Genomic DNA, 21,487 nt, shown 5'->3' on the forward strand with positions numbered 1-21,487 from the left:
GGTGGCCACCACGGGAACTCGTGAGAACCCAAAGGCGTGAACGCGCGCCTAAGACAACACGGTCACCACATCACCGGGCGAGGGGAGCCATGAGCGAAAACGGACCTTACAACCAGCCACCGCAGAACCCTTACGGTGGCGGGGACGGCACCGGCGGCCAGCCGCCCTACGGTCAGCCGCACGGAGGCCCCTACGGCGACCCCGGCACCGGCGGTCAGCCCGGCTACGGCCAGGCCCCGTATCCGGGCGCGCCCGGGCAGGACCAGGGCATGTACGCGGGCGGCCAGCCGCCCTACGGCGCCCCCGTCGGCCCCGGAGGCCCCCCTGGCCCCGGAGGGCCCATGGGACCCGGGGGACCCGTCGGACCCGGCGGACCCGGCGGCTATCCCCCCGCCCCGCCGCCCCAGGGCGGCGGCAGCAAAGCGGGCCTGTGGGTGGTCATCGGCGGCGGTGTGGTCATCGTCGTCCTGGTGATCGCCGTGGTCGCCATGCTGGTCACCAACGGCAACCGCGGCGAGGAGGTCGCGGCCGGTTCCGGGGAGACCACGCAGGAGGAACCCGCCGGGGAGGAGCCCGCCGAGGACCCCGCGGAGGAGGAGCCCGCCGAGGAGCCGGCTGCCAACGAGGGCCCCAGCGGTGAGCCGCCCTACGCGCTGCCCGCCGAACCCTGCGACTCCTTCACCGAGCAGGTCCAGTCCGACTTCCTGCTCCGCGACAGCGGCAGCAAGTACGTCTCCGACAACAACTCCAGCTGCTCCGAGACCGCCGAGGTCCCCGAGGGCAACCCCGATGACGCCTACGGGTACCTGGAGATCGGCTACAACCTGCCCTACAGCGCCAGCGACTCCAACGAGGCCGCCGCCCAGGACTTCCAGGAGACGATCGACAACATCACCGGCGAGGGCTACAGCGACCGCTACTCGGCGGACGACATCGAGGAGAACAAGGCCGTCGAGGGCCTGGGCGACGAGGCCCACCTCGTCGTGACCAAGTACGAGATGCTGGGCAACCTGGTCCCGGAGGCCACGCTTCTGGTCCGTGCGGACAACCTCGTCGTCGAGGTCAACTACTACCTCGACGACTTCAACGGTGACACGGAGGACCTCACCCTTCCGGAGGACGTCGAGGGCATCATGGTCAACGCCGCCACCGAGGCGATGAACCTGGTCGGCACCTGACCCAGGTCCGGGCCGGACTCCGGTCGGGCACCGAAGGGGGGCCGCGGTAGCCGCGGCCCCCCTTCGCCTGTTCCTTCCCTGTCAGCCCGCGGCGGGGGCCGGGGATCAGCCCCCGGCCGGCGCCTGGGGGCCGATATCGGCGCGGACCCGGCGGGCCGCCTCGACCATGTTGCGCAGGGCCTGCTCGGCCTCGGCGTAACCGCGGGTCTTCAGACCGCAGTCCGGGTTGGCCCACAGGTTCCCGGCGTCCACGTGCCGCACCGCCAGCCGCAGCGAGGCCTCGATCTCCTCCACCGAGGGCACTCGCGGCGAGTGGATGTCGTACACGCCGGGGCCGATCCCCCGCCGGTAGCCGCGCCGGCCCAGGGCCGCCACGAGCTCCATCCGCGAACGGGCCGCCTCGACGCTGGTGACGTCGGCGTCCAGCGCCTCGATTCCGCCGACGATCTGGTTGAACTCCGAGTAGCACATGTGGGTGTGGACGGTCGTGGTCGGTGCGACCCCGGAGGTGGCCAGGCGGAACGAACGCACCGCCCAGTCCAGGTACGCCTGCCGCCGTTCCTCCCGCAGCGGCAGCAGCTCCCGCAGGGCCGCCTCGTCCACCTGGATGTGGCGGATGCCCGCCCTCTCCAGATCAGCGACCTCGTCGCGCAGCGCCAGCCCGACCTGGAGGGCGGTCTCGCCGAGCGGCTGGTCGGTCCGGACGAACGACCAGGCGAGCATGGTGACCGGACCGGTCAGCATGCCCTTGACCGGCTTGTCGGTGCGCGACTGGGCGTAGGTGATCCACTCGACCGTCATCGGCTCGGGGCGCGAGACGTCACCGAACAGGATCGGGGGACGTACGCAGCGCGAACCGTAGGACTGCACCCACCCGTTCCGGGTGGTGGCGTAGCCCTCCAACTGCTCCGCGAAGTACTGGACCATGTCGTTGCGCTCGGGCTCGCCGTGGACGAGGACGTCCAGGCCGATCTCCTCCTGGAGCGCGATGACACGGTCGATCTCCGCGCGGAGGATCCGCTTGTACTCCTCGGTCGGCAGCTCGCCCCGACGGTGCGCGGCACGCGCGCGGCGCAGCTCGGGGGTCTGCGGGAAGGAACCGATGGTGGTCGTGGTGAGCGCGGTGTCGGTGGGGGCACCCCGCTCCTCGGGACGCTCGTAGGCGTCCGGGCCCAGAGCGTCCAGGCGGGCGCGCACCCGGGCGTCGGTGAAGGACGGCGGCCGGGTCTCGACCGCGTCGAAACCGGTGTCCGTGCCCTCGGACAGGACGCGGCCGAGCAGGGCCACCTCCTCGGCCTTCTGCCTGGCGAAGGCCAGCGCCCCGCGCAGCTCGGGAGCGAGGTCGGTCTCGGCGTCCAGGTCGATGGGGACGTGGAGCAGCGAGCAGGAGGTACTCACGGTGAGCTCGTCGGTGAGGGCGAGCAGGGTGCCGAGCTCGGCCGCGGCGGCGGGCAGGTCCGTGCGCCAGACGTTGCGTCCGTCCACGACGCCCGCGACCAGCCGGGTGGCGCCCAGACCGGAGACCGCGGCCAGGTCCCCGACGCCCTCCCGGTCGGTGACCAGGTCGAGGCCGACCGCCTCCACCGGGGAGTCCTTGAGCACACGCAGGGCGGCGGCGCCGATGGAGCCGAAGTAGGTGGAGACCAGGAGCGAGGGGCGCTCGGTGAGGGAACCCAACCGCTGGCAGACGCGTTCCAGGTGGCCGACGGCGGCGCGGCCCTCGTCGGTGGCCAGGATCGGCTCGTCGAGCTGGACCTCGGTGGCGCCCGCCTCCTCGAGGTCACCCAGAAGCCTGGCGTAGGCGTCCAGGAGCTGGTCGAGCAGCTCGATCGGTTCCCAGCCCTCGGGGGCGTCGTCGGCGGCCTTGGCCAGCAGGAGGAAGGTGAGCGGGCCGAGCAGCACGGGGCGGGTCCGGAAACCGGCCTCGGAGGCCTCGCGGAACTCCGCGACGGGTTTGTCACCGACCAGGCGCGGCCGAGTGCTCGGGGACAGCTCCGGAACCAGGTAGTGGTAGTTGGTGTCGAACCACTTGGTCATCTCCAGGGGCGGGGCGCCCTGCTCGCCGCGGGCGAGGGCGAAGTAGCGGCGCAGCTGCTCGTCCCGGTCCCCGGCCTGGGCCGGGGAGGGGAAGCGGGAGGGGACGAGGTCGAACAGGACCGCCGTGTCCAGCACGTGGTCGTAGGGGGAGAACGTGTTGGACGGGAGGTCGTCCACGCCCGCCTCCCGCAGTCGGGCGTAGACGCCCCTGCGGAGTTCGGAGGCGACGGCGTCGAACTCCCGGGCGGTGGTACCGCCCTTCCAGTAGGACTCGCTGGCACGCTTGAGTTCACGGTCGGGGCCGATGCGCGGGTAGCCGTGCACCGTGGAGCGCACGGTGGGCCTGGCAGCCCCCGGGGTCGTGGCCATGAAGCTTCTCTCCCTCGTCGAAAGCCGGGTACCGGCCGCGAGGCGAGCGAGGACGCGGACACGCCGAGGAACACTTCTCCAGCGCACGGCTGTCTCCGCCCTCGGCCCTCCCTCGGGGCACGGGACCACCGGCGGCACAGGTGCACCGCCGGGCGGAGGCAGGTCTTCGGACTCGTGGGCGCTTCCGGCGTGAGGGCCGGTTCTCCTAGCAGTCGCCGCTTCCCGGTTCCCGACCTTTCCGGTCGGCTCACCAGTGCTTATGGCGACGGTCGTTCCCACTCACCGCTGCGGGGCAGTCCCGGACTCGCACCGGGTTCCCTCTTTCGACACGCACCACCCGCCCCGGAGGGCCTCCGGGGTGGAAAGGATGGAGCGTGTACCTTCCACGCCTGCAAGTATAGGAGCGCCCCCTCCGCCCCTGACCCCGGCGCGGCCCTCGCCCGCACGAGACGAACCCCCGCCGTGTGCTCGGCATCACACCCGACATCAGCGTTACGTGGGAGAGCGCGCCCCCGCCTCCCCCGCGAACGTTCGTCTGACGATGAACGTGGAGAACCCCAGGTGAAGCAGCAAGACCGTCCGACCATGTCCCCCGACCGCCCCCTACTCACGGTCGCGTTCGCGATGGTCGTCCTACTGGGGCTGGTGTTGTCGGCGGCCAGACCCCCGGGCCTGCTCGAGGACACCGCCGAAGCCCAGAGGACGGCCGAACGACCCGAGGAGGAGGACGTGCGCCTCCCCGCCACCGGTGAACCCGACGAACTGACCGTCGTGGACCCCGCCGCGCTCCCCGGACTCACCGAGACCGAGATCGCCTACGAGGGTGGGGGCGACGTCGCCGTCAGCTACCCGGCGATCCCCAACGCCGAACCCCTGGCGGACTTCCTGGACCGCACCCTGACCGACCAGGCGCACGCCTTCGAGGCCGCGAACCCCGGCGCACGCTCATTCGTCGGCGAGTGGGGGCTGACCGCGGCGGAGGGCGGGATCGTGGGGGTCCGGGTGACCACCACCGAAACCGACTCCGAGGAGACCCGCGAGGGCCACAGCACCTACTGGTACGAGACCGGAAAGGGCGCGGTCCACGGCTCCAGCCGCCTGCTCGCCGGACAGCAGGAGCTGGCCGAACTCAACGACCGGGTGCGTGAGGCCGTGTCGGACACCGCCGCCGTACCCGCCGCCCTGCACCCGATCAGCTCCCTGTACGACTCCGTGGGGTTCAACCCCGACGGAGACCTGGTGGTGGAGTTCGACTCCGGACAGGTCGCCCCCGCGTCCGAGGGCCGCATCCACGCCGTGATCGACCGGGACGAGGCCCAGGACCTGCTCTCCGAACTCGGACTGCGCGTGCGCGAGGCCTCGACCACGGGCGTACGCGAGTTCTCGGTGGCCGAGGCCCCCGCGGCCGACAAGGACGGTTCCGAGGCCACAGCACCCGGTGTACTCCTCCCGCGTGAGGACTCCGTCGACTGCGCCGACCCCGACACCAGGTGCGTGGCACTGACCTACGACGACGGCCCCGGCGGACGGACCCCCGAACTGCTGGACGCCCTGGCCGAGCACGACGCCCGGGCCACCTTCTTCGTCACCGGGCACCCGGTCATGGAGAACCCGTGGGTCGTGCGACGCACCTACGCGGAGGGCCACGAGCTGGCCAACCACACACTGAGCCACCCGGACCTGACCAGGATCGGAACCGGCTCGGCCCGCGCCGACCTGAACACGACCCAGGCCCTGGTGTACCGGGAGACCGGTTACACGATGGACCTGATGCGGCCGCCCTACGGGGCCACCGACGACGGGGTCGCGGAGCTCACCGAGGAGCTGGGGCTGGCACAGATCCTGTGGAGCGTGGACACCAACGACTGGAAGGACCGCGAGGCGCACGTGGTCCGCAAACGCGCCGTGAACGGTGCGTCCGAGGGCGCCATCATCCTGATGCACGACATCCACGACACCACCATCGACGCCTCGGTCGACATCATCCGCGAACTGGACGAACGCGGTTACACCATGGTCACCGTGTCGCAGCTGCTGGGCACTGCCGAGCCCGGCGAGGTCTACGTCGACGGCGTGCCCGAACCCCCCGCGGAGGACGGGGCGGAGGACGCCGGAGAAGGGGACGCGGGCGACCGGAAGTGACCTGAGGGAACACTTCCGACCTGGGGCGGTGTCCACATGTGGACACCGCCCCGGGGCAGGGGCCGTTCTCCCCTATGTTGCTCCCAGCAGCCGTGCGAGCACCTCCACAGGGACGAGGGAGTCGGGTTTTGTCGTCGAGGAGAGTCCAACCGGACCGAACCGTTCCCCGAACGCGCGCGGGGGCCCGCCCGCTCCGGCCCGGGACCCTGCTGGTCGTGCTGGCCCTCGCACTGGCCGCCTGTGGAAACCGGAGCGCGGACGGGGAGGAGCCCGATCGGCTCGCCGTACTGGCGGACGGACCCGGCGGGGGTGTCGGAGAGCGGCGCGGCGACGCCGGGGACTTCACGGACCACCCGCACCAGCCGGAGGGGGTCCAGGTCAGTGTCGCCCATCCCGAGTTCGAGGATGCCGAGGCGTTCACCGAGGGCCTGGCGGCACGCGTGGACGAGGAGGTCCAGGACTTTCGCGGAGGCACCCGCGACCCGGTGAGCCTGGACATCGGCTGGGAGCTGGTGGCCGCGGGTGGGGGCGTCCTCGGGGTACGGCTGGTCCGCACCGAGGAGGACATGCACGGCCTGCGCGAGGGCTACGCGACGTACTGGTACGACGCCCGCACGGAGGACACGGCCTACTCCACCGAACTGCTGGCCGGGCAGGAGGAGCTGACCGAGCTCAACGCGATCGCACGCGAGGACCTGGCCGACGACGGGGACGTGGACACCGACAGCCTGTACCCGGTGCTGCGGACCTATGACTCGATCGGCTTCAACGGCACCGGAGACCTGGTGGTGGAGTTCGACGACGGGCACCTGTCACCGGCCGTCGAGGGGCACGTGCCGGACAGCGCACCCGGACGCAAGACCGTGGTGGTCGGCCACGAGGAGGCCGCGCCGCTGCTCTCGGATCTGGGAGAGCGGGCCCGGAAGGCCGCCCTGGTGGACGGGGCCGACCTGGCCCTGCCCGGGGCGGAGGGCGTCGGGCAGGGTTCCGGCGCCGCCCCGCCAGGCACCTTCACCGCGGGCGACCCCGACGTGGACTGCTACGACGGGGAGACCCGGTGCGTTGCCCTGACCTTCGACGACGGCCCGGTCGAGGCCACGGCGCACCTGCTGGACATCCTCTCCGAGGAAGGGGTGACGGCCTCGTTCTACCTCAACGGCGACCCGGTCCTGACCCGTCCGGGCGTGCTGCGCCGGGCCTACGCCGAGGGGCACGAGATCGCCAGCCACGGGGACCGGCACGAGCACATGAACAGGATGGACACCGACGCCCTTCCCGGTCAGACGGCCGCGGTGAGCGCGATGGTCCGCAGGCAGACCGGGCACACGGTGGAACTGTTCCGGCCGCCCTTCGGCGCCACCGGCGAAGGGGTGCACGCAGAGGTCGCGGACCAGGGCATGGCCGAGGTTGCGTGGACGGTCGACAGCCAGGACTGGGAGGGGCTGGAACGCGACCAGATCGTGGAGAACGTCCTCTCCCGGGTCGAGCCGGGGGCCGTGGTACTGATGCACGATCCCCTGGCACCCAGCCTGGCGGCCGTTCCGGAGATCGTCGAGCGGCTGCGCGAACAGGACTACGTGTTCGTGACGAGCAGCCAGGCGATCGGGGGCCCCGAACCCGGCAACGTCCACCCGCCTGACTGGGACGGCGACTGGTAAGGCCAGGGGGTCGGAAGGGAGACGGCAGAAGACCCGGGCGGCGACCGGAAAGCGGCACGGGGGCGAAAGCGGGAGTTCCCACCACCGGCCCCGTGCCGTCGCGGACCGTCGGGTCCGGGCCAGCGCCTGACCCGTCGATCCGGTTCGGTGCGTCAGTCGGACTCGGGGGCTTCCTGGACCACCTTCAGCACCGGGGCCGGGGCGTCGGAGCCGACGGCCTCCTGGATGGACCGGTACCCGGCGGCGCGGACCAGCCCCGCCAGACCGCGGTGGATGCGCCGGGGCCAGAGCGGACCGCCGTAGATCAGCCCGGTGTAACCCTGGACCAGGGTCGCACCGGCACGGATACGGGCCCAGGCGTCCTCGGGGGTCTCGATACCGCCGACCGCGACCAGGGTCACCCGGTCGCCCACCCGGGAGCGCAGACGGCGCAGGACCTGGAGCGAGCGCTCCTTGAGCGGGGCGCCCGACAGCCCCCCGGCGCCGGCCGCCTCGACCTCGGTGCCGGGGGTGTCCAGCCCGGCACGGGAGATCGTGGTGTTGGTGGCGATGACGCCGTCCAACCCCTCGGCCAGGGCCAGGTCGGCCACGGCGTCGACGTCCTCGTCCGCCAGGTCCGGGGCGATCTTGACCAGCAGAGGCAGTTCGGGGCGGCCCGCCTCGGCGAGGGCCTCGCGGACCGCGGCGACCAGGGGACGCAACTGTTCCACGCCCTGGAGGTTGCGCAGTCCGGGGGTGTTGGGCGAGCTGACGTTGATGACCATGTAGTCGGCGTAGGGCGCCAGCCGCAGCGCGCTCAGCGCGTAGTCGGCGGGTGCCTCGGCCTCGGGTGTCACCTTGGTCTTGCCGATGTTGACGCCGACCACCGGCCCCCGGCGCTGGTGGTGCAGGCGTTCGGCGACCAGTGCCGACCCCTCGTTGTTGAAACCCATCCGGTTGACGATGGCGCGGTCGGCCACGAGCCGGAACAGGCGCGGTTTGGGGTTGCCCGGCTGCGGGTGGGCGGTGACGGTGCCCACCTCGACGTAGCCGAAGCCCAGGGCGGCCAGGCCGCACGGGCTCTCGGCGTTCTTGTCGAACCCGGCGGCCATACCCAGCGGCCCGGGGAACTCCCGGCCCAGGGCGTGGACGGTCAGCTCGGGTTCACGCGGCCCCAGGACCCTGCCCATGGCCTCGGCCACACCGGGAACCGCGGTCACACCGCGCAGCGCGGCGAAGCTCAGTTTGTGGACCTTCTCCGCGTCCATGTGGCGCAGGACCGAGCTGAAGAGGATCTGGTAGAACACGGTCATCCGTTTCCGTCTCCCTCGCGTTCCGCGAGGAAGCGTTCGAGTTCCGCGCCGAGCTCCTCGGCGGTGGGCAGCCCCGACCCGTCGTCGGACAGCGGGACGGTCCCGCCGTCCTCGTCCGAGCGCGAGGACATGATGTCGTCGTACTGGCGTTCCAGGTTGGCGACCACGCGTTGGATCTCCTCGGAGGCCGCGACCTGCTCGGCGATCTCCACGTCCGTGGCTCCGGCCACCTCCTCCAGGTCCTCGGTGGACACGGCCAGGCCGGTGGCCCCGGCCACGTACTCGGTGGCGGCGATGGCCGCCCGCGGGTACGTGGACTGGGCGAGGTAGCTGGGTACGTGGATGGCGTAGCCCACGAAGTCGTGGCCCTTCTCCCCCAGTCGGTACTCCAGCAGGGAGACCGCGCTCCCGGGCACCTCGACCCGTCCGATCCACGGAGTGTGCCCCGCGACCAGTTCGGGTCGGGTCGCGTGCGGGGTGACCGTGACCGGCCGGGTGTGCGGAACCGCCATGGGGATGCCGTGGGTACTGATGGACAGCGAGACGGCGAACCGCTCGACCAGTTCCTGGACGGCGGCGATGAAGGCCTCCCACTCCCGGTCGGGCTCCGGGCCGTGCAGGACCAGGAAGGGGTTCGCCTCCTCGTCGTGCATCCGGTACAGGGCCAGCCTGGGCGGGTTGTACTCGGTCCAGGCGTTCTCGACGAAGGTCATCGGCGGCCTGCGGGAGCGGTAGTCCACCAGGAGGTCGGTGTCGAAGACCGCGACCTCCTCGGCGGCGAACCGTTCGAACAGCGCCTCGGCCATCTGCTGGCCGGCGTTTCCGGCGTCGACGAAACCGTCCAGACAGACGAGCATCGCCAGACCGGTGACGTCGTCGAAGCCGGGATGGAGTTCGTACAGGTCTGCGGGGTCACGCACCGGGTTCTCGTCTCCAAAGCTGGTCGGGGCCGCAGGGGGTGCGACACATCCGCTCCGGGTCGCCGGGAGGGTGCCTCATGGCGGTCAACGGGGTCGCTGTGCCCTGCTTTTCCACAATACCGACCCGGAACGGGTGGGGTCGGACCCCGGCCCCCGGAGGTGAGCACGACCACAACCGGGCCTGTGCCCCTCCCGGCACGTGCCCGCCGCGGGCCCGGGCCCCGCCGGGCCGCGCAACGCCGCGCGGCCCGGCTCCCGGATCACCGGTCCCCGGCGGTGATTCACCGCTGGCCGGCCACCCTCAGGGTTCTGAGGCGGTTGAGGACCGCGGCGATCTCGTGGCGGCGCGGCAGGACGTAGTCGCCGCCGAAGTCGTCCCCGAGCAGGGTGACCCCCTGTTCGGCCAGGGCTTCCTCCAGGGAGTCCAACGCCTCGGCCAGAGTGCGGGTCCCGTCCAGGTGCCGCCCCCGGACCAGGGCGCGCAGGGCCAGCCCGGCCCCGGTGATCTGGTTCGGGTCGACGAACTGCTCCACCGAGCGCACGTCGACGTCGCTCTCCCCGAAGACCAGGACGTCCATGTCGCGGCGCTTGAGCTTGCCGCGTCCGCGGTCGGTGCGGTCGTCCACCGACCCGGGGTCGAGGACGCGGGCGCGGGGCAGTGCGAACCGGGCGTCGGTACGCTCGTGCGCCAGTGCGCGGGCGCGCTCGGTGACGTCGTGCGGGTGGTAGGAGTCCAGCATGATCACCTGGTCGGCGACGTCGAAGTAGTCACCGCTGCCACCCATGACCAGGACCGTGGAGACCCGGTGTTCACGGCGCAGGGGGCGCACCAGGTCGATGAACGGCACCAGGGGTTCCCGGTCGCCGTGCACCAGGGCCTGCATGCGCTCGTCGCGGATCATCAGGTTGGTGGCGGTGGAGTCCTCGTCCACCAGCAGGGTGTGCGATCCGGCCTCCACCGCCTCGCAGATGTTGGCCGCCTGCGAGGTGGAGCCGGAGGCGTTCTCGGTGCGGAAGTCGCTGGTGTCGGCACCGGTCGGCAGGTTGCGCACGAACGGGCTGACGTCCACCCGTTCCACCCTGCGCCCCTCCTCGGCGCGGATCTTGACCGCGTCGGCGCGGGTCACCACCAGCTCGCGGCCGTCCCCGGGCACGTGGTCGTACACGCCGCGCTCCAGGGCGTGCAGCAGGGTGGACTTGCCGTGGAACCCCCCGCCGACGATCAGGGTGATGCCCTCGGGCACGCCCATGCCGGTCACGGTTCCCCGGTGCGGCAGGTCCACGCTGACACGCAGGCTCTCGGGCGAGGAGAAGGGCACCACCGCCTCACCGCCCATGGGTTCGTCGCTCACCCCGCTGCGCCGGGGCAGGACCGCCCCGTCGGCGACGAAGGCGACCAGACCGCGGCTGTCGAGGGAATCGCGCAGGGCGACGGTGTCGGCCACACTGTCCGCGAAGGCCTCGGCCTCCTTCTGGTCGATCTCGTCCCAGTCGAGGTCGTCGACCAGCTCCGGGACGGTGCGGCAGAGCTCGCGCTCGGCGCTGCGGCCGTCGATCCGGCGCCCGTGCCCGGGCAGGTCCAGGCCGATCCGCAGGTCCAGCGCTCCCTCCTCGGTGACCTGGCAGGAGGACCGGGCGATGACCTCCTGGCCGCCGGTGTCGATCTTGAGCAGGGAGCCCCGCAGCAGTCGGCGGGCGCGCCGCCCCAGGTGGTCGGCGGTGGCCCGGCGGCGGACCGGGTCGGTGTGGGCACTGGCCGGGATGCCGGCGTCGGGGCGCAGGATCCGGATCCGCGAGGGCGGAGCGAAGGGGTCGGCCTGGACCCGCTGCACGGTGAGGGTGAAGTCACCGAAGTCCCAGTCGCCCTTGAGGGACTTGTAGCGCCCGTAGGAGGCGCCGTTCATCTTCAGGAGCTCCTCGGAGAGCCGGGCCTCGTCGCGCACCCCGCGGATGGGTTCGGGTTCGGGCTTGCGGCCACCGCCGCCACGGCCGCCACCGCCGCCGTGCCGACGCCCCTGGCCGCCGTTCCCCCGCTGTTGCGCCATCGGTTCCCCCGTATCGCTGAGACGTCACTTCCCGGCCAGGTTAGGACTTCTGCGAGGTTCTCGCTCCGACCCTGTGGACGACCCGCCCCGTGCCGGACCCGGGCGGGCGCCGCCTCGGGGAGGTCCGTTGCCCTTCCCCCGTCCCGGGGCTAGGTTGCGCAGAAGCCCTCCCAGACAAGGAGTTCCGCCGTGAGCACCGTCCTGTTCGCCCCGGAGACCTTCAACCTCGCCGAGACGACTCGGGCGATCGAGGTGGCGCGCCGTCTGCGGGACCGGCACGAGTGCGTGTTCGCGGGGTACTCCGAGCGGTACGCGGATCTGGTGGAGGCGGCCGGGTTCGAGTACCGACCGCTGAGCCCGGTGCTCACCGGCGAACAGGCCGACCAGGCGATCCGCTTCGACCGGGGGCGCGGTGTCAGCCACCCGTTCACCGCCGGGGTGTTCCGGGCCCGGGTGGCGAGCGAACGGGAGCTCAACCACCTGCTGCGCCCGGCGGCGACCGTCATCGGCAGCACGCTCAGCCAGTTCGTCTCGGCGCGTGCCGACGGGATCCCCCTGGTCTACGTCAAGCCGTTCGCGTACTCGTGGCCGCACCTGCGCCAGACCCGTGCGGTGCCGGTGCTCGGCGGGCGCGGCCGCCTCGCCCGTACCGTCAACGGCGGGGCCGCGTACCTGCTGCGCGAGGCGGCCCGGTACACCACCGCCAAACCGGGAGGGTGGACCCGGGTGGCCCGGGAGAACGGGGTGCGGTTGCCCCGCCGCACCGTCGAGGCCCTGGACGGGGACCTCAACCTCGTCGCGTCCCTGCGGTTCCGCCCCTACCTGTTGCCCCCGAACTACCGCTGGGTCGGCCCCGTGTACGCGCACCTGGGCGAGGAGGTACCCGCCGAGGTTGAAGCGCTGGTCGGGAGGGCCGGCAGGGAGAGGCGACCGGTGGTGTACTTCGCCATGGGCAGTTCCGCCGACCGGGAGATCGTGCTCGGAATCCTGCGGGAGCTGTCCCGCCTCCCGGTGACCGTCCTGGCACCGGTCGCCCGCTACCTGCGGCCCGGGGACCGCGCCGGGCTCGGGCCGCACGTGCACGTGTTCGACCTGCTCCCCGCGCACCTCCTCGGCGACCTGATCGACGCCTCCGTCATCCACGGCGGGGAGGGCACCGTGCAGACCGCTGCTGCCTCGGGCAAGCCGTTCGTGGGAATCGGACTGCAGATGGAGCAGCGCTGGAACGTCGACGAGTGCGTGCGGTTCGGCAACGCGGTGGGGCTCACCCCCCGGCAGGCCCGGGGCGAGCCGCTGCGCAGGGCCTTCGAGTCCGTGCTGCACGACCCGGACCTGCGCACCCGCGCCCGTGAGCTGCGCCGACACCTGGCCGGGACGGACGGGGCCCGGGCCGCCGCCGACCACATCCACGCCCTGATCGGAGAGCGTTCGTGAACACCCCCGGCTGGAACCGGTCCTGAACCTCCCCGACGGCGCGTTCCTGCCGCTGTCTGGCGACCTCGCCCCCGCCGAACCGGACGCCTTCCTCCGCACGTGGAGCCGGTACGGCGGGGTGGAGACGCCTCGGGAGCTCCTCGGGAAGGAGGCGGCCCCGGTGCCCGGCGGCCTGCGCGCGGCCGTCCCCGGCGGGGCCGTCGTGGACCCGGGCTGCTGGACCGGACCGCCTGAACCGGGATCCGCGCGGTCCTCGTACGCAGCCGGTTCCATCGTGCCCGGGGGATCAGTGCTGTGGGGGCTCGGGGAGCACGTCGGTGAGGATCGCCTCGAACTCGTCGGCGCTCGGCTTGGTCTCGCCGAGCAGGGTGTGCAGCAGGACACCGTCGATCACCGCGGTCACGACGCGCGCCCGGACGGGGTCGTCGGTGTAGCAGTGCGCGAACGCCCCCACGGCGGCGAGCCAGGCGTCCGTGGACTCGCGCAGGTGGGGGCGGCGTGCGGCGAGCAGGAAGAGTTCGTACTCGGCGAGCAGGCGGCCCGGTTCGGCCGCGACCCTGGCCAGGAGTTCGGCGAGGTCGCGCCGGCGGTCGCCGCCGGCGGACAGGCGGCGCATCCGTTCGGAGTCCTCGTCCATGACGCTGGTCAGGGCGGCGGCCAGGAGGTCCCCCAGCCCGGTGAAGTAGTAGGTGGTGGCGGACGTGGGCAGCCCCGCCTCCTGGGAGACGGTGCGATGGCTGACCCCTGCCACCCCGTCGCGCTCGATGACGCGCAGGGTGGCCTCGATCAGTGCCCTGCGGCGCAGTTCGCCCTTGGCGCGGCGCCCGTCCGTCTGTTTCAGGTCTCCTCCTCCGGTCCCGCTGCGAGGGTAGCGGAAGCGGCCCCCTCCCCCCGGCGGTCGGCGGTCGCCGTGGCGCGGCGGAGCAGGGGCGTGCCCGTGGCCACGATCCCCAGGGCGGCCAGGCCCGCCACCACCGCCACGAGGAACCCGCCGGTGGTGCCGGAGGACTCCACCGCCGTCCCCGCGGCGAGGGTGCCGAGCGCGGTTCCGACGGTGAGTCCGGTCAGGGCCCAAGTCATCCCCTCGGTGAGGCGGGCGGGCGGGACGACGCTTTCGATCAGGGTCATCACCAGGATCATGGTCGGCGCGAAGAACACGCCGGACAGCAGGACCACGAGCGACAGGGCCGCGATCCCGCCGACCGCCACCAGAGGCAGCGTGGTCAGGGCGGTGCCGACCACCGCCAGAAGCAGCATGGTGTGGGCGCGCCAGGGCGGGTTCAGCGCGCCGAAGGCCAGCCCGGAGACGGCCGAGCCGAGGGCGTAGGCCGACAGCACGATCCCGCTCGCGCCGGGTGCCCCCAGGTCCTCGGCGAAGGCGACCGCGACCACGTCGACCGTGCCGACGATCATCCCTGCGGCCACCAGGGTCAGGACCAGGACCGCGACGGGGGCGCCGAGTACGCGTGCACCCCGGCCGGTTGCGCCCTGGGGGGCGCGTACCGGCGGTTCGGTGCCGCGTTGGGCGACGAACAGGCTCACCCCCAGCGCCAGGAAGGCCGCCGCCGCCAGCGGACCGGCCTGGGCGAAGACCATGGTGCTCAGAAGTACCGACAGGGCCGGTCCGGTGATGAAGGTGAGTTCGTCGGCCACCGACTCGAAGGAATAGGCCGTGTGCAGGCGGGGTGTGCCCCGGTGGATCTCGGTCCAGCGGGCGCGGGCCATCGCGGACATGTTGGGCATGGTGCCGCTGGGGACGGCGCACGCGAACAGGAGCCACAGGGGCGCCTCGGCCCGGACGCACAGCAGCATCAGCAGGAGCGAGGTCACGCTGACGGCGGTGGCCGGTGGCAGGACCCGGCGCTGTCCGTACCGGTCCGCGAGGCGGGAGACCTGCGGTGTGAGCAGGGCCATGGACAGGGTGAACGTGGCGGCGACGGCCCCGGCCAGGGCGTAGCTGCCGTGGGTGGCGGCGAGCATCGTGATGATGCCGACGTTGGTCATGGCCACGGGCATGCGGCCGATGAGCCCGGCGACGGTGAAGCCCTTGGTTCCAGGCGCGGCGAAGATCCGCGCGTACGGATTGGGCATGGCTGGTCCTCCGGTTCGAGAGATCGGATCCGGGCACCCCAAAAAACTGGGACACTCGTCCCAGTTTCTGTGACGGGGTCGTCCAGCGCAAGGCCCGGTGACGCACGGCACACCCGGAGAAGTCCTTAGCCCGCCCCGAACCGGCGCCCTCTTCCACGAGGTCCGGGCGCGGGTGGATGTTGGTCCGCTCGGTCTGGGACAGGCGGTGCAGGTGCGGCCGTTGGGCGCGGCGGGTGTCTGTGAGGTGGCGGGTAACGCCTTCCACAGCCCGGTTGGCGGAGCCGAGGCGATGCGCACCCGGCGTCCTCCCTGCCCCCTCACCCGCTCCGAGGTACCCGGGACCCTCCCGGTAGGGGTGTGCGCCGCTTCCGGGAACGGCCAACCCGCGGTGATCTTGCTACCAGGGGCGATTTCGGCGCCGAAATCGCCCCTGGTAGCAAGATCGCGGCGGAAAAGGGCCCGAACCAGAAGGGGCGGCCAGAGAAACGGGATGCTCCGGGGGGCTGGTGCCCCTGACCGAGGGATGAGAACTCCTACGGGGCTCCGGGGCCGCACTCCGGGTCTGACCCCTGGCAGCGGGCCCCCACGCCCCGCACTCCCGGACCTCTGTGGTCGGAGCGGGTTCGGGGTCCCGCCCCGACCACCAGAGGCCGTCAGCCGGGCAGGAGGGGGTACCGCGCCGACCGACTGGGAGGACGTCGCCCGTCCGGAAGTAAGGGGACCTCCGGTCAGACCACGCCCCGACACCTCCGCGGAGGGGGTGGGGGTGTCGTGGAACTATTCTTACCGGATCCGGGAGCACCGTACGGGCGAAACCGGGAATCCGTCGGGAAGCGGCTCCGCTCCGACGGAACGAATCAGGCGATAGCCTCCCGGAATGCCCGGTCGTGCTGGTCAACCGGAGTGTCCTCCAGGTCCGCGACGAACACCGCCACCGGCTGCCCGCCCCTCTCCCCGGTCTCCGCGGCCAGCCTCTTCCACTCCACGAGGTTGGGGTGCTGGAGCTCGGTGCAGGCCTCGGCCGGGGACAGGGCCTCGATGGCCGCACCGAGACGGTCGGGGGTGAGCTCGTAGGTCGCGGTACCGGAGGTGTGTCCGCACTCGACGGCCAGGACGACGGCGGGCAGCGGGCTCGTACCGACGTTGGTCAGCCCGAAGGCGGTCGCCCCGTCCCGGTGCACACCCACCGCGTAGGCCGCGGGCCGCCGCCAGCCCTCGTGCCCGGACTCCAGCCGCTCACGCGCGGCGTTGATCTCCTCCCGGGTACTCCACTGCTCCACGGGGCCTCCTCACAGGTTCAGGTTTCCGGTCGCGACGGTAACAGCGTCGCCACCGATGAGGACCCGGTCCCCGGCCAGACGCAGGTGCAGGTCACCACCGCGCCGGGATGCCTGGTGGGCGAGGAACTCGGTGCGGCCGAGGCGTTCGGCCCAGAACGGGGCCAGGACGGTGTGCGCGCTGCCCGTCACCGGGTCCTCGGCGATGCCCACGCTGGGAGCGAAGAAGCGGGAGACGATGTCGGGTCCGTCCTCGCCGCGCGCGGTGACGATGACCCCGCGGGCACGGATCCCGGAGAGCCGGGCCTGGTCGGGGGCGAGAGAGCGGACCGCGGCCTCGTCGGCGAGTTCGACGAGGAGGTCGTCGGTACCGCCGCGGCCGACCCACAGCGGCTCGGCGCCGAGCGCCTCCGCCAGCCCCTCCGGCACCTTCATCTCGGCGGCGGGGCGGGCGGGGAAGTCCATCCAGAGCTTGCCGTCCCTCTGCTCGACGGTCAGGATCCCGCTGCGCGTGGTGAACCGGTACGGGCCCGCGACGCCGAGCTCGGTGAGGGCGTGCGCGGTGGCCAGGGTGGCGTGCCCGCACAGGGCGACCTCGGTGGCCGGGGTGAACCAGCGCAGCTCGAAGTCGGCGTCGGGGCCGTCCACCCGGCGGGCGAAGGCGGTCTCGGAGAGGTTGAACTCCGCGGCGACCCCCTGGGCCCAGGAGTCGGAGTAGGGCTCGTCCAGGACGAGGACGGCAGCGGGGTTGCCGTAGAGGGGCCGGTCAGTGAAGGCGTCGACGACGCGGTACTCGTGCATGGGTCCATTCTGTCGAATGGACCGGACCAGCCAAGGGCCAATACTGAGTGAAGTGGCCCCTGTCGGGAATGCCGGCCGAGGGCGGCCCCTAATGGAGGTGGGGCTCGTCCAGGATGAACATGGTCTGCGTGCTCTTCACCTCGGGCAGGCGCTGGAGCCGCTCCAGGACGAAGGTGCGCAGGGCCGCGGCGTCGGCCACCCGGACCAGCAGGAGGAGGTCCACGTCACCGGAGACGAGGGCGGCGTGGTCGACCTCGGGGATGTCGCGCAGATAGCCGCGGAACCTCTCCCAGGAGTGCTGTTCGATCCGCACCGAGACGTAGGCGGAGAGCGCGGTGCCGTACTTCTCGGGATCGATGACGGCGGTGTAGCCCCTGATCACCCCCTCGTCGCGCAGGCGTTCGAGGCGGGAGTAGGCGTTGGCCCGGGAGATGTGTGCGCGTTCGGCGACGGCGCGGATGGACATACGGCCGTCGTCGCGCAGGAGGGCGATGATCCGACGGTCGGTGTCGTCCAGCTGCACGGCCATGTGTCTTACCTCATACCGTCCGTGTCATGGACAAGTTAGATGATCTGTGACTTGAGGGGTCCTACCGAGCAGTTCGTCCAGCATCGGCGTGGAGCCATCGACAATATGGGGTGATTCGCCGCATATTCAAGACATGAAGCACACCGATGAGCGATCTCGTCCGGTTCCTCCCCTGCCCTCCCAGGAACCGGTCCGCCTGGTGGACCGACACGGCCGACGTCACGAACACTCCTCGTTCACCGCTCCCGACCACGCCGTGCTCGCCGAGCTCCACCGGGCCATGGTCATCGGACGCCGCTTCAACCAGCAGGCCAGCACCCTCGCCCGGCAGGGCCGCCTCGCGGTCTACCCGTCCTCGAAGGGTCAGGAGGCCGCCCAGGTCGGCGGGGTGCTGGCACTGTCCGAGCAGGACTGGCTCTTCCCCAGCTACCGGGACAGCGTCGCCATGGTCACCCACGGGGTCGACCCGGTGAAGACGCTCACCCTCTTCCGCGGCGACTGGCACTCGGGCTACAACCCGCACCACTACCGCTGCGCGCCCCAGTGCACCCCGCTGGCCACCAACGCCTCCCACGCGGTCGGCCTGACCTACGCCGCCCGGCGCAAGGGCCGCGACGTGGCCGCCCTGGTCCTCATGGGCGACGGCGCCACGAGCGAGGGCGACGCACACGAGGCCTACAACTTCGCCGCCGTGTGGAACACCCCCGTGGTCTTCCTCATCCAGAACAACCACTGGGCGATCAGCGTCCCGGTCCACCGGCAGAGCGCGGCCCCCACCCTGGCGCACAAGGCCGTCGGCTACGGCATCCGCGGTTACAACGTGGACGGCAACGACGCCGCGGCGGTACACGCCGTCGTCGCGCACGCCCTGGCCGAGGCACGCGCCGGGCACGGTCCCGCGATCGTGGAGGCGCTCACCTACCGGGTGGACCCGCACACCAACTCGGACGCGCCGCAGCGCTACCGCGACCCCGCAGAGGTCGCCTACTGGTCCGAGCGCGACCCCCTGACCCGCCTGGAGGCCCTGCTGCGCAACGAGCAGATCGTCGACGACGGCCTCCTGGAGATCTACGAACGCGACGCAGAACGGGTCGCCGGAAGGGTCCGCGAACGAATGGCCGGGCAGGACCGGCTCGATCCGGCCTCCCTCTTCACCGACGTGTACGCCACCGTTCCCCCGTCACTGGAACGACAACGGCGGGAGCTGGCGGAGGAACTGCGGGAGGTCTGAGATGGCGCACACATCCCCCACCACATCGGACGCCGCAACCACACCGGCCGCATCAGGCACACCGAGCCCGCCGGAACCCGAGGTCACCATGGGAGCGGCGCTCAACCAGGCCCTGCGCGACGCCCTGGCCGAGGACCCCGACGTGGTGGTCTACGGGGAGGACGTCGGCCCCCTGGGCGGGGTCTTCCGAGTCACGGACGACCTGGCCTCGGACTTCGGCGAGGAGCGTTGTTTCGACTCGCCGCTGGCCGAGTCCGGGATCGTGGGCACGGCGATCGGCATGGCGATGTACGGGATGCGGCCCGTGGTGGAGATGCAGTTCGACGCCTTCGCCTACCCCGCCTTCGAGCAGGTCGTCTCGCACCTGGCCAAGATGCGCAACCGGACCCGCGGCGCCCTCACCCTGCCGGTGGTGATCAGGATTCCCTACGGCGGCGGCATCGGCGGCGTGGAGCACCACAGCGACTCCTCCGAGGCCTACTACACGCACACGCCCGGGCTGCGCGTGGTCACCCCCGGCACCCCCGCCGACGCCTACTCCATGCTGCGCGAGGCGATCGCCTGCGACGACCCGGTGGTGTTCCTGGAACCCAAACGGCGCTACTGGTCCAGGCAGTCCGTGGAACTCCCGGTGCGCACCCGGCCGATGGCGCGGTCCGTGGTGCGCCGCCCGGGAACCGACCTCACACTCATCGCCTACGGGCCGACGGTGGAGACCGCCCTGGAGGCCGCCGAACAGGCTGCCGCGGAGGGGTGTGAGGTCGAGGTCGTGGACCTGCGCCAGCTGGCCCCGTTCGACGACGCCACGGTGACCGCGTCGGTCCGGCGCACCGGACGCGCGGTGGTGGTGCACGAGGCCTCGGTCTTCGGCGGTTACGGGGCCGAGGTGGCCGCGCGCGTCACCGAGCAGTGCTTCCACTATCTGGAGGCCCCGGTACTGCGGGTGGGCGGGCTGGACGTCCCCTACCCGCCTCCGAAGCTGGAGGAACACCACCTGCCCGGGGTCGACCGGATCCTGGCCGCGGTGGACCGCCTCCAGTGGGAGTCGCAGTGGACGGAGGACCACGGATGAGCGAGGCGGACGCCAGCACCTTCTCCCTCCCCGACCTGGGCGAGGGGCTGACCGAGGCGGAGATCGTCTCCTGGCTGGTCGCGGTCGGTGACGAGATCGCCGTGGACCAACCCGTGGCCGAGGTGGAGACCGCCAAGGCCTCGGTGGAGGTCCCCTCCCCCTACGGTGGCACCGTCACCGGGCTGCACGGCGCGGTGGGCGAGGTGGTCGCGGTCGGCGCGCCCCTCATCACCGTCGTACCGGCCGCTGGCCTCTCCGAGCCGGGCGGCAGGGCCCCGGCGAACACACGGACCACCGTGCCGGACGCACGGGAGGGCCCCGGACCCGCGGGCGGCAACGGCGCCGCCGGAAGTGACGCGGATTCGGGCGCCGTCCTGGTGGGTTACGGCACGGGACGGGGCACGCGGCCCACACGCCGCCGTGTCCGCGGGAAGGGCGGGCCGTCCCGGTCAACGGCGACCGGCGGTCCGCCCGCACCCCCCGCCGAACCCCTGCCCGGAGAGGGAGGGACCACCGGGAAGGAACCGATCCGGGTAGTGTCTCCGCTGGTCCGGCGGCTGGCCAGGGAACACGGGATCGACGTGGCGGAGCTGCGCGGCAGCGGGGAGAACGGGCTGGTCCTGCGCCGGGACGTGCGGGCCCGTATCGAGGCGTGCGCCCCTTCGCCCGCCGTCGGGTCCCCGCCCGCCGAACCCGGTACCCACCGCGTCCCGCTGCGCGGCGCGCACCGGAGCATGGCCGAGCACCTGTCCCGCTCGCGCCGGGAGATCCCCGAGGCGACCGTGTGGGTGGACGCCGACGCCACCGGGATGCTGGAGCTGCGCGGGCAGCTCAACGAGGCCGCCCCGGACCGGCCGGTGAGCGTCCTGGCCCTGGTGGCGCGGTTCGCGCTGCTGGGCCTGGCCCGCTTCCCCGACCTGAACGCGCACTTCGACACCGCCCGCCAGGAACTGGTGCGCCACGAGGCCGTGCACCTGGGGTTCGCGGCGCAGACCCCGCGCGGCCTCGTGGTGCCGGTGGTCCGCGGGGCCCACTCCCTCACCACCCGAGAACTCTCCGCCCGTCTGGGCGAGCGCGCCGAGGCCGCCCGAAGCGGCGTACTCGCCCCCGCCGACCTGGGCGGCGGCACGTTCACGGTCAACAACTACGGGGTGTTCGGCGTGGACGGGTCAGCCGCGATCATCAACCATCCGGAGGTGGCGATCCTCGGCGTGGGCCGGATCCTGCGCCGCCCGTGGGTGGTCGGCGACGACGTGCGGCCCCGTCCGGTGGTGGAGCTGACCCTGGCCTTCGACCACCGGGTGTGCGACGGCGGCGTCGCGGGCGGTTTCCTGCGACTGGTCGCGGACTGCGTGGAACGCCCCCACCTGCTCCTCGGGGACCTCTGAACGTTCCGGGCCCCGGAGGCACG

General features: G+C 72.3%; 16 protein-coding genes and 1 riboswitch. Of the genes, 7 read left to right on the forward strand and 9 right to left on the reverse strand.

From position 1 onward, the window contains the following. The first annotated feature begins 89 nt into the window (after positions 1–89). A complete protein-coding gene (locus IE195_RS16845) occupies positions 90–1,178 on the forward strand; it encodes a DUF3558 domain-containing protein (protein ID WP_225942488.1) in 1,089 nt (362 codons plus the stop codon). Between the two features lie 105 nt (positions 1,179–1,283). Here the strand turns inward: IE195_RS16845 and metE are convergent, their stop codons facing one another. Continuing rightward, entirely contained in the window at positions 1,284–3,584 is a 2,301-nt protein-coding gene (gene metE, locus IE195_RS16850) for a 5-methyltetrahydropteroyltriglutamate--homocysteine S-methyltransferase (protein ID WP_191272485.1), read from the reverse strand. Between the two features lie 140 nt (positions 3,585–3,724). Next, a riboswitch (cobalamin riboswitch) is annotated at positions 3,725–3,954 on the reverse strand. Positions 3,955–4,169: 215 nt separating this feature from the next. Here metE and IE195_RS16855 point away from each other — a divergent pair. Together IE195_RS16855 and IE195_RS16860 are read left to right on the forward strand one after the other, a co-directional pair. Continuing rightward, positions 4,170–5,726 carry a polysaccharide deacetylase family protein gene (locus IE195_RS16855; protein WP_191272728.1) on the forward strand — a complete coding sequence of 519 codons (1,557 nt, stop codon included), beginning with the start codon at positions 4,170–4,172 and terminating at the stop codon, positions 5,724–5,726. 128 nt (positions 5,727–5,854) lie between these two features. Then, positions 5,855–7,384, forward strand: a complete 1,530-nt coding sequence (locus IE195_RS16860) for a polysaccharide deacetylase family protein (RefSeq protein WP_373295665.1) — start codon at positions 5,855–5,857, stop codon at positions 7,382–7,384. A 152-nt stretch (positions 7,385–7,536) separates the two neighbouring features. On the opposite strand, the gene IE195_RS16865 is transcribed toward IE195_RS16860, so the two are convergent. The 3 genes from IE195_RS16865 to IE195_RS16875 form a co-directional block, all read right to left on the reverse strand. Further along, the gene (locus tag IE195_RS16865; RefSeq protein ID WP_191272489.1) at positions 7,537–8,676 is read right to left on the reverse strand and encodes a quinone-dependent dihydroorotate dehydrogenase; all 1,140 of its coding nucleotides are present in this window, start codon (positions 8,674–8,676) and stop codon (positions 7,537–7,539) included. Beyond that, complete coding sequence (locus IE195_RS16870) at positions 8,673–9,596, reverse strand: proteasome assembly chaperone family protein (RefSeq protein WP_191272491.1); 924 nt, start codon at positions 9,594–9,596, stop codon at positions 8,673–8,675. Before IE195_RS16870 ends, IE195_RS16865 begins: the two co-directional genes overlap by 4 nt. Positions 9,597–9,877: 281 nt before the next feature. Next, complete coding sequence (locus IE195_RS16875; RefSeq protein ID WP_191272493.1) at positions 9,878–11,641, reverse strand: ABC-ATPase domain-containing protein; 1,764 nt, start codon at positions 11,639–11,641, stop codon at positions 9,878–9,880. 189 nt (positions 11,642–11,830) lie between these two features. Between IE195_RS16875 and IE195_RS16880 the strand changes: the two genes are divergently transcribed. After that, complete coding sequence (locus tag IE195_RS16880) at positions 11,831–13,075, forward strand: nucleotide disphospho-sugar-binding domain-containing protein (protein ID WP_191272495.1); 1,245 nt, start codon at positions 11,831–11,833, stop codon at positions 13,073–13,075. A 286-nt stretch (positions 13,076–13,361) separates the two neighbouring features. Here the strand turns inward: IE195_RS16880 and IE195_RS16885 are convergent, their stop codons facing one another. From IE195_RS16885 to IE195_RS16905, 5 genes are all read right to left on the reverse strand, one after another. Further along, positions 13,362–13,826: a TetR/AcrR family transcriptional regulator gene (locus IE195_RS16885; RefSeq protein ID WP_191272497.1), complete on the reverse strand. Its 465-nt coding sequence runs from the start codon at positions 13,824–13,826 to the stop codon at positions 13,362–13,364. Between the two features lie 86 nt (positions 13,827–13,912). Continuing rightward, entirely contained in the window at positions 13,913–15,166 is a 1,254-nt protein-coding gene (locus tag IE195_RS16890; RefSeq protein ID WP_191272500.1) for an MFS transporter, read from the reverse strand. A gap of 857 nt (positions 15,167–16,023) precedes the next feature. Then, the gene (locus IE195_RS16895) at positions 16,024–16,446 is read right to left on the reverse strand and encodes a hypothetical protein (RefSeq protein ID WP_191272502.1); all 423 of its coding nucleotides are present in this window, start codon (positions 16,444–16,446) and stop codon (positions 16,024–16,026) included. A gap of 9 nt (positions 16,447–16,455) precedes the next feature. Next, entirely contained in the window at positions 16,456–17,244 is a 789-nt protein-coding gene (locus IE195_RS16900) for a PhzF family phenazine biosynthesis protein (RefSeq protein WP_191272504.1), read from the reverse strand. Positions 17,245–17,332: 88 nt separating this feature from the next. Further along, a complete protein-coding gene (locus tag IE195_RS16905; protein ID WP_191272506.1) occupies positions 17,333–17,773 on the reverse strand; it encodes an Lrp/AsnC family transcriptional regulator in 441 nt (146 codons plus the stop codon). Positions 17,774–17,906: 133 nt separating this feature from the next. Here IE195_RS16905 and IE195_RS16910 point away from each other — a divergent pair, with 133 nt between their 5' ends. The 3 genes from IE195_RS16910 (at position 17,907) to IE195_RS16920 (ending at position 21,464) form a co-directional block, all read left to right on the forward strand. Continuing rightward, entirely contained in the window at positions 17,907–19,004 is a 1,098-nt protein-coding gene (locus IE195_RS16910) for a thiamine pyrophosphate-dependent enzyme (RefSeq protein ID WP_191272508.1), read from the forward strand. 88 nt (positions 19,005–19,092) lie between these two features. Then, on the forward strand, positions 19,093–20,076 hold the full coding sequence (locus IE195_RS16915) for an alpha-ketoacid dehydrogenase subunit beta (protein WP_191272730.1): 984 nt from the start codon (positions 19,093–19,095) through the stop codon (positions 20,074–20,076). Further along, positions 20,073–21,464, forward strand: a complete 1,392-nt coding sequence (locus tag IE195_RS16920; protein ID WP_191272510.1) for a dihydrolipoamide acetyltransferase family protein — start codon at positions 20,073–20,075, stop codon at positions 21,462–21,464. Before IE195_RS16915 ends, IE195_RS16920 begins: the two co-directional genes overlap by 4 nt. Positions 21,465–21,487 lie beyond the last annotated feature (23 nt).

The organism is Nocardiopsis terrae, assembly GCF_014651695.1.
Classification (GTDB): domain Bacteria; phylum Actinomycetota; class Actinomycetes; order Streptosporangiales; family Streptosporangiaceae; genus Nocardiopsis; species Nocardiopsis terrae.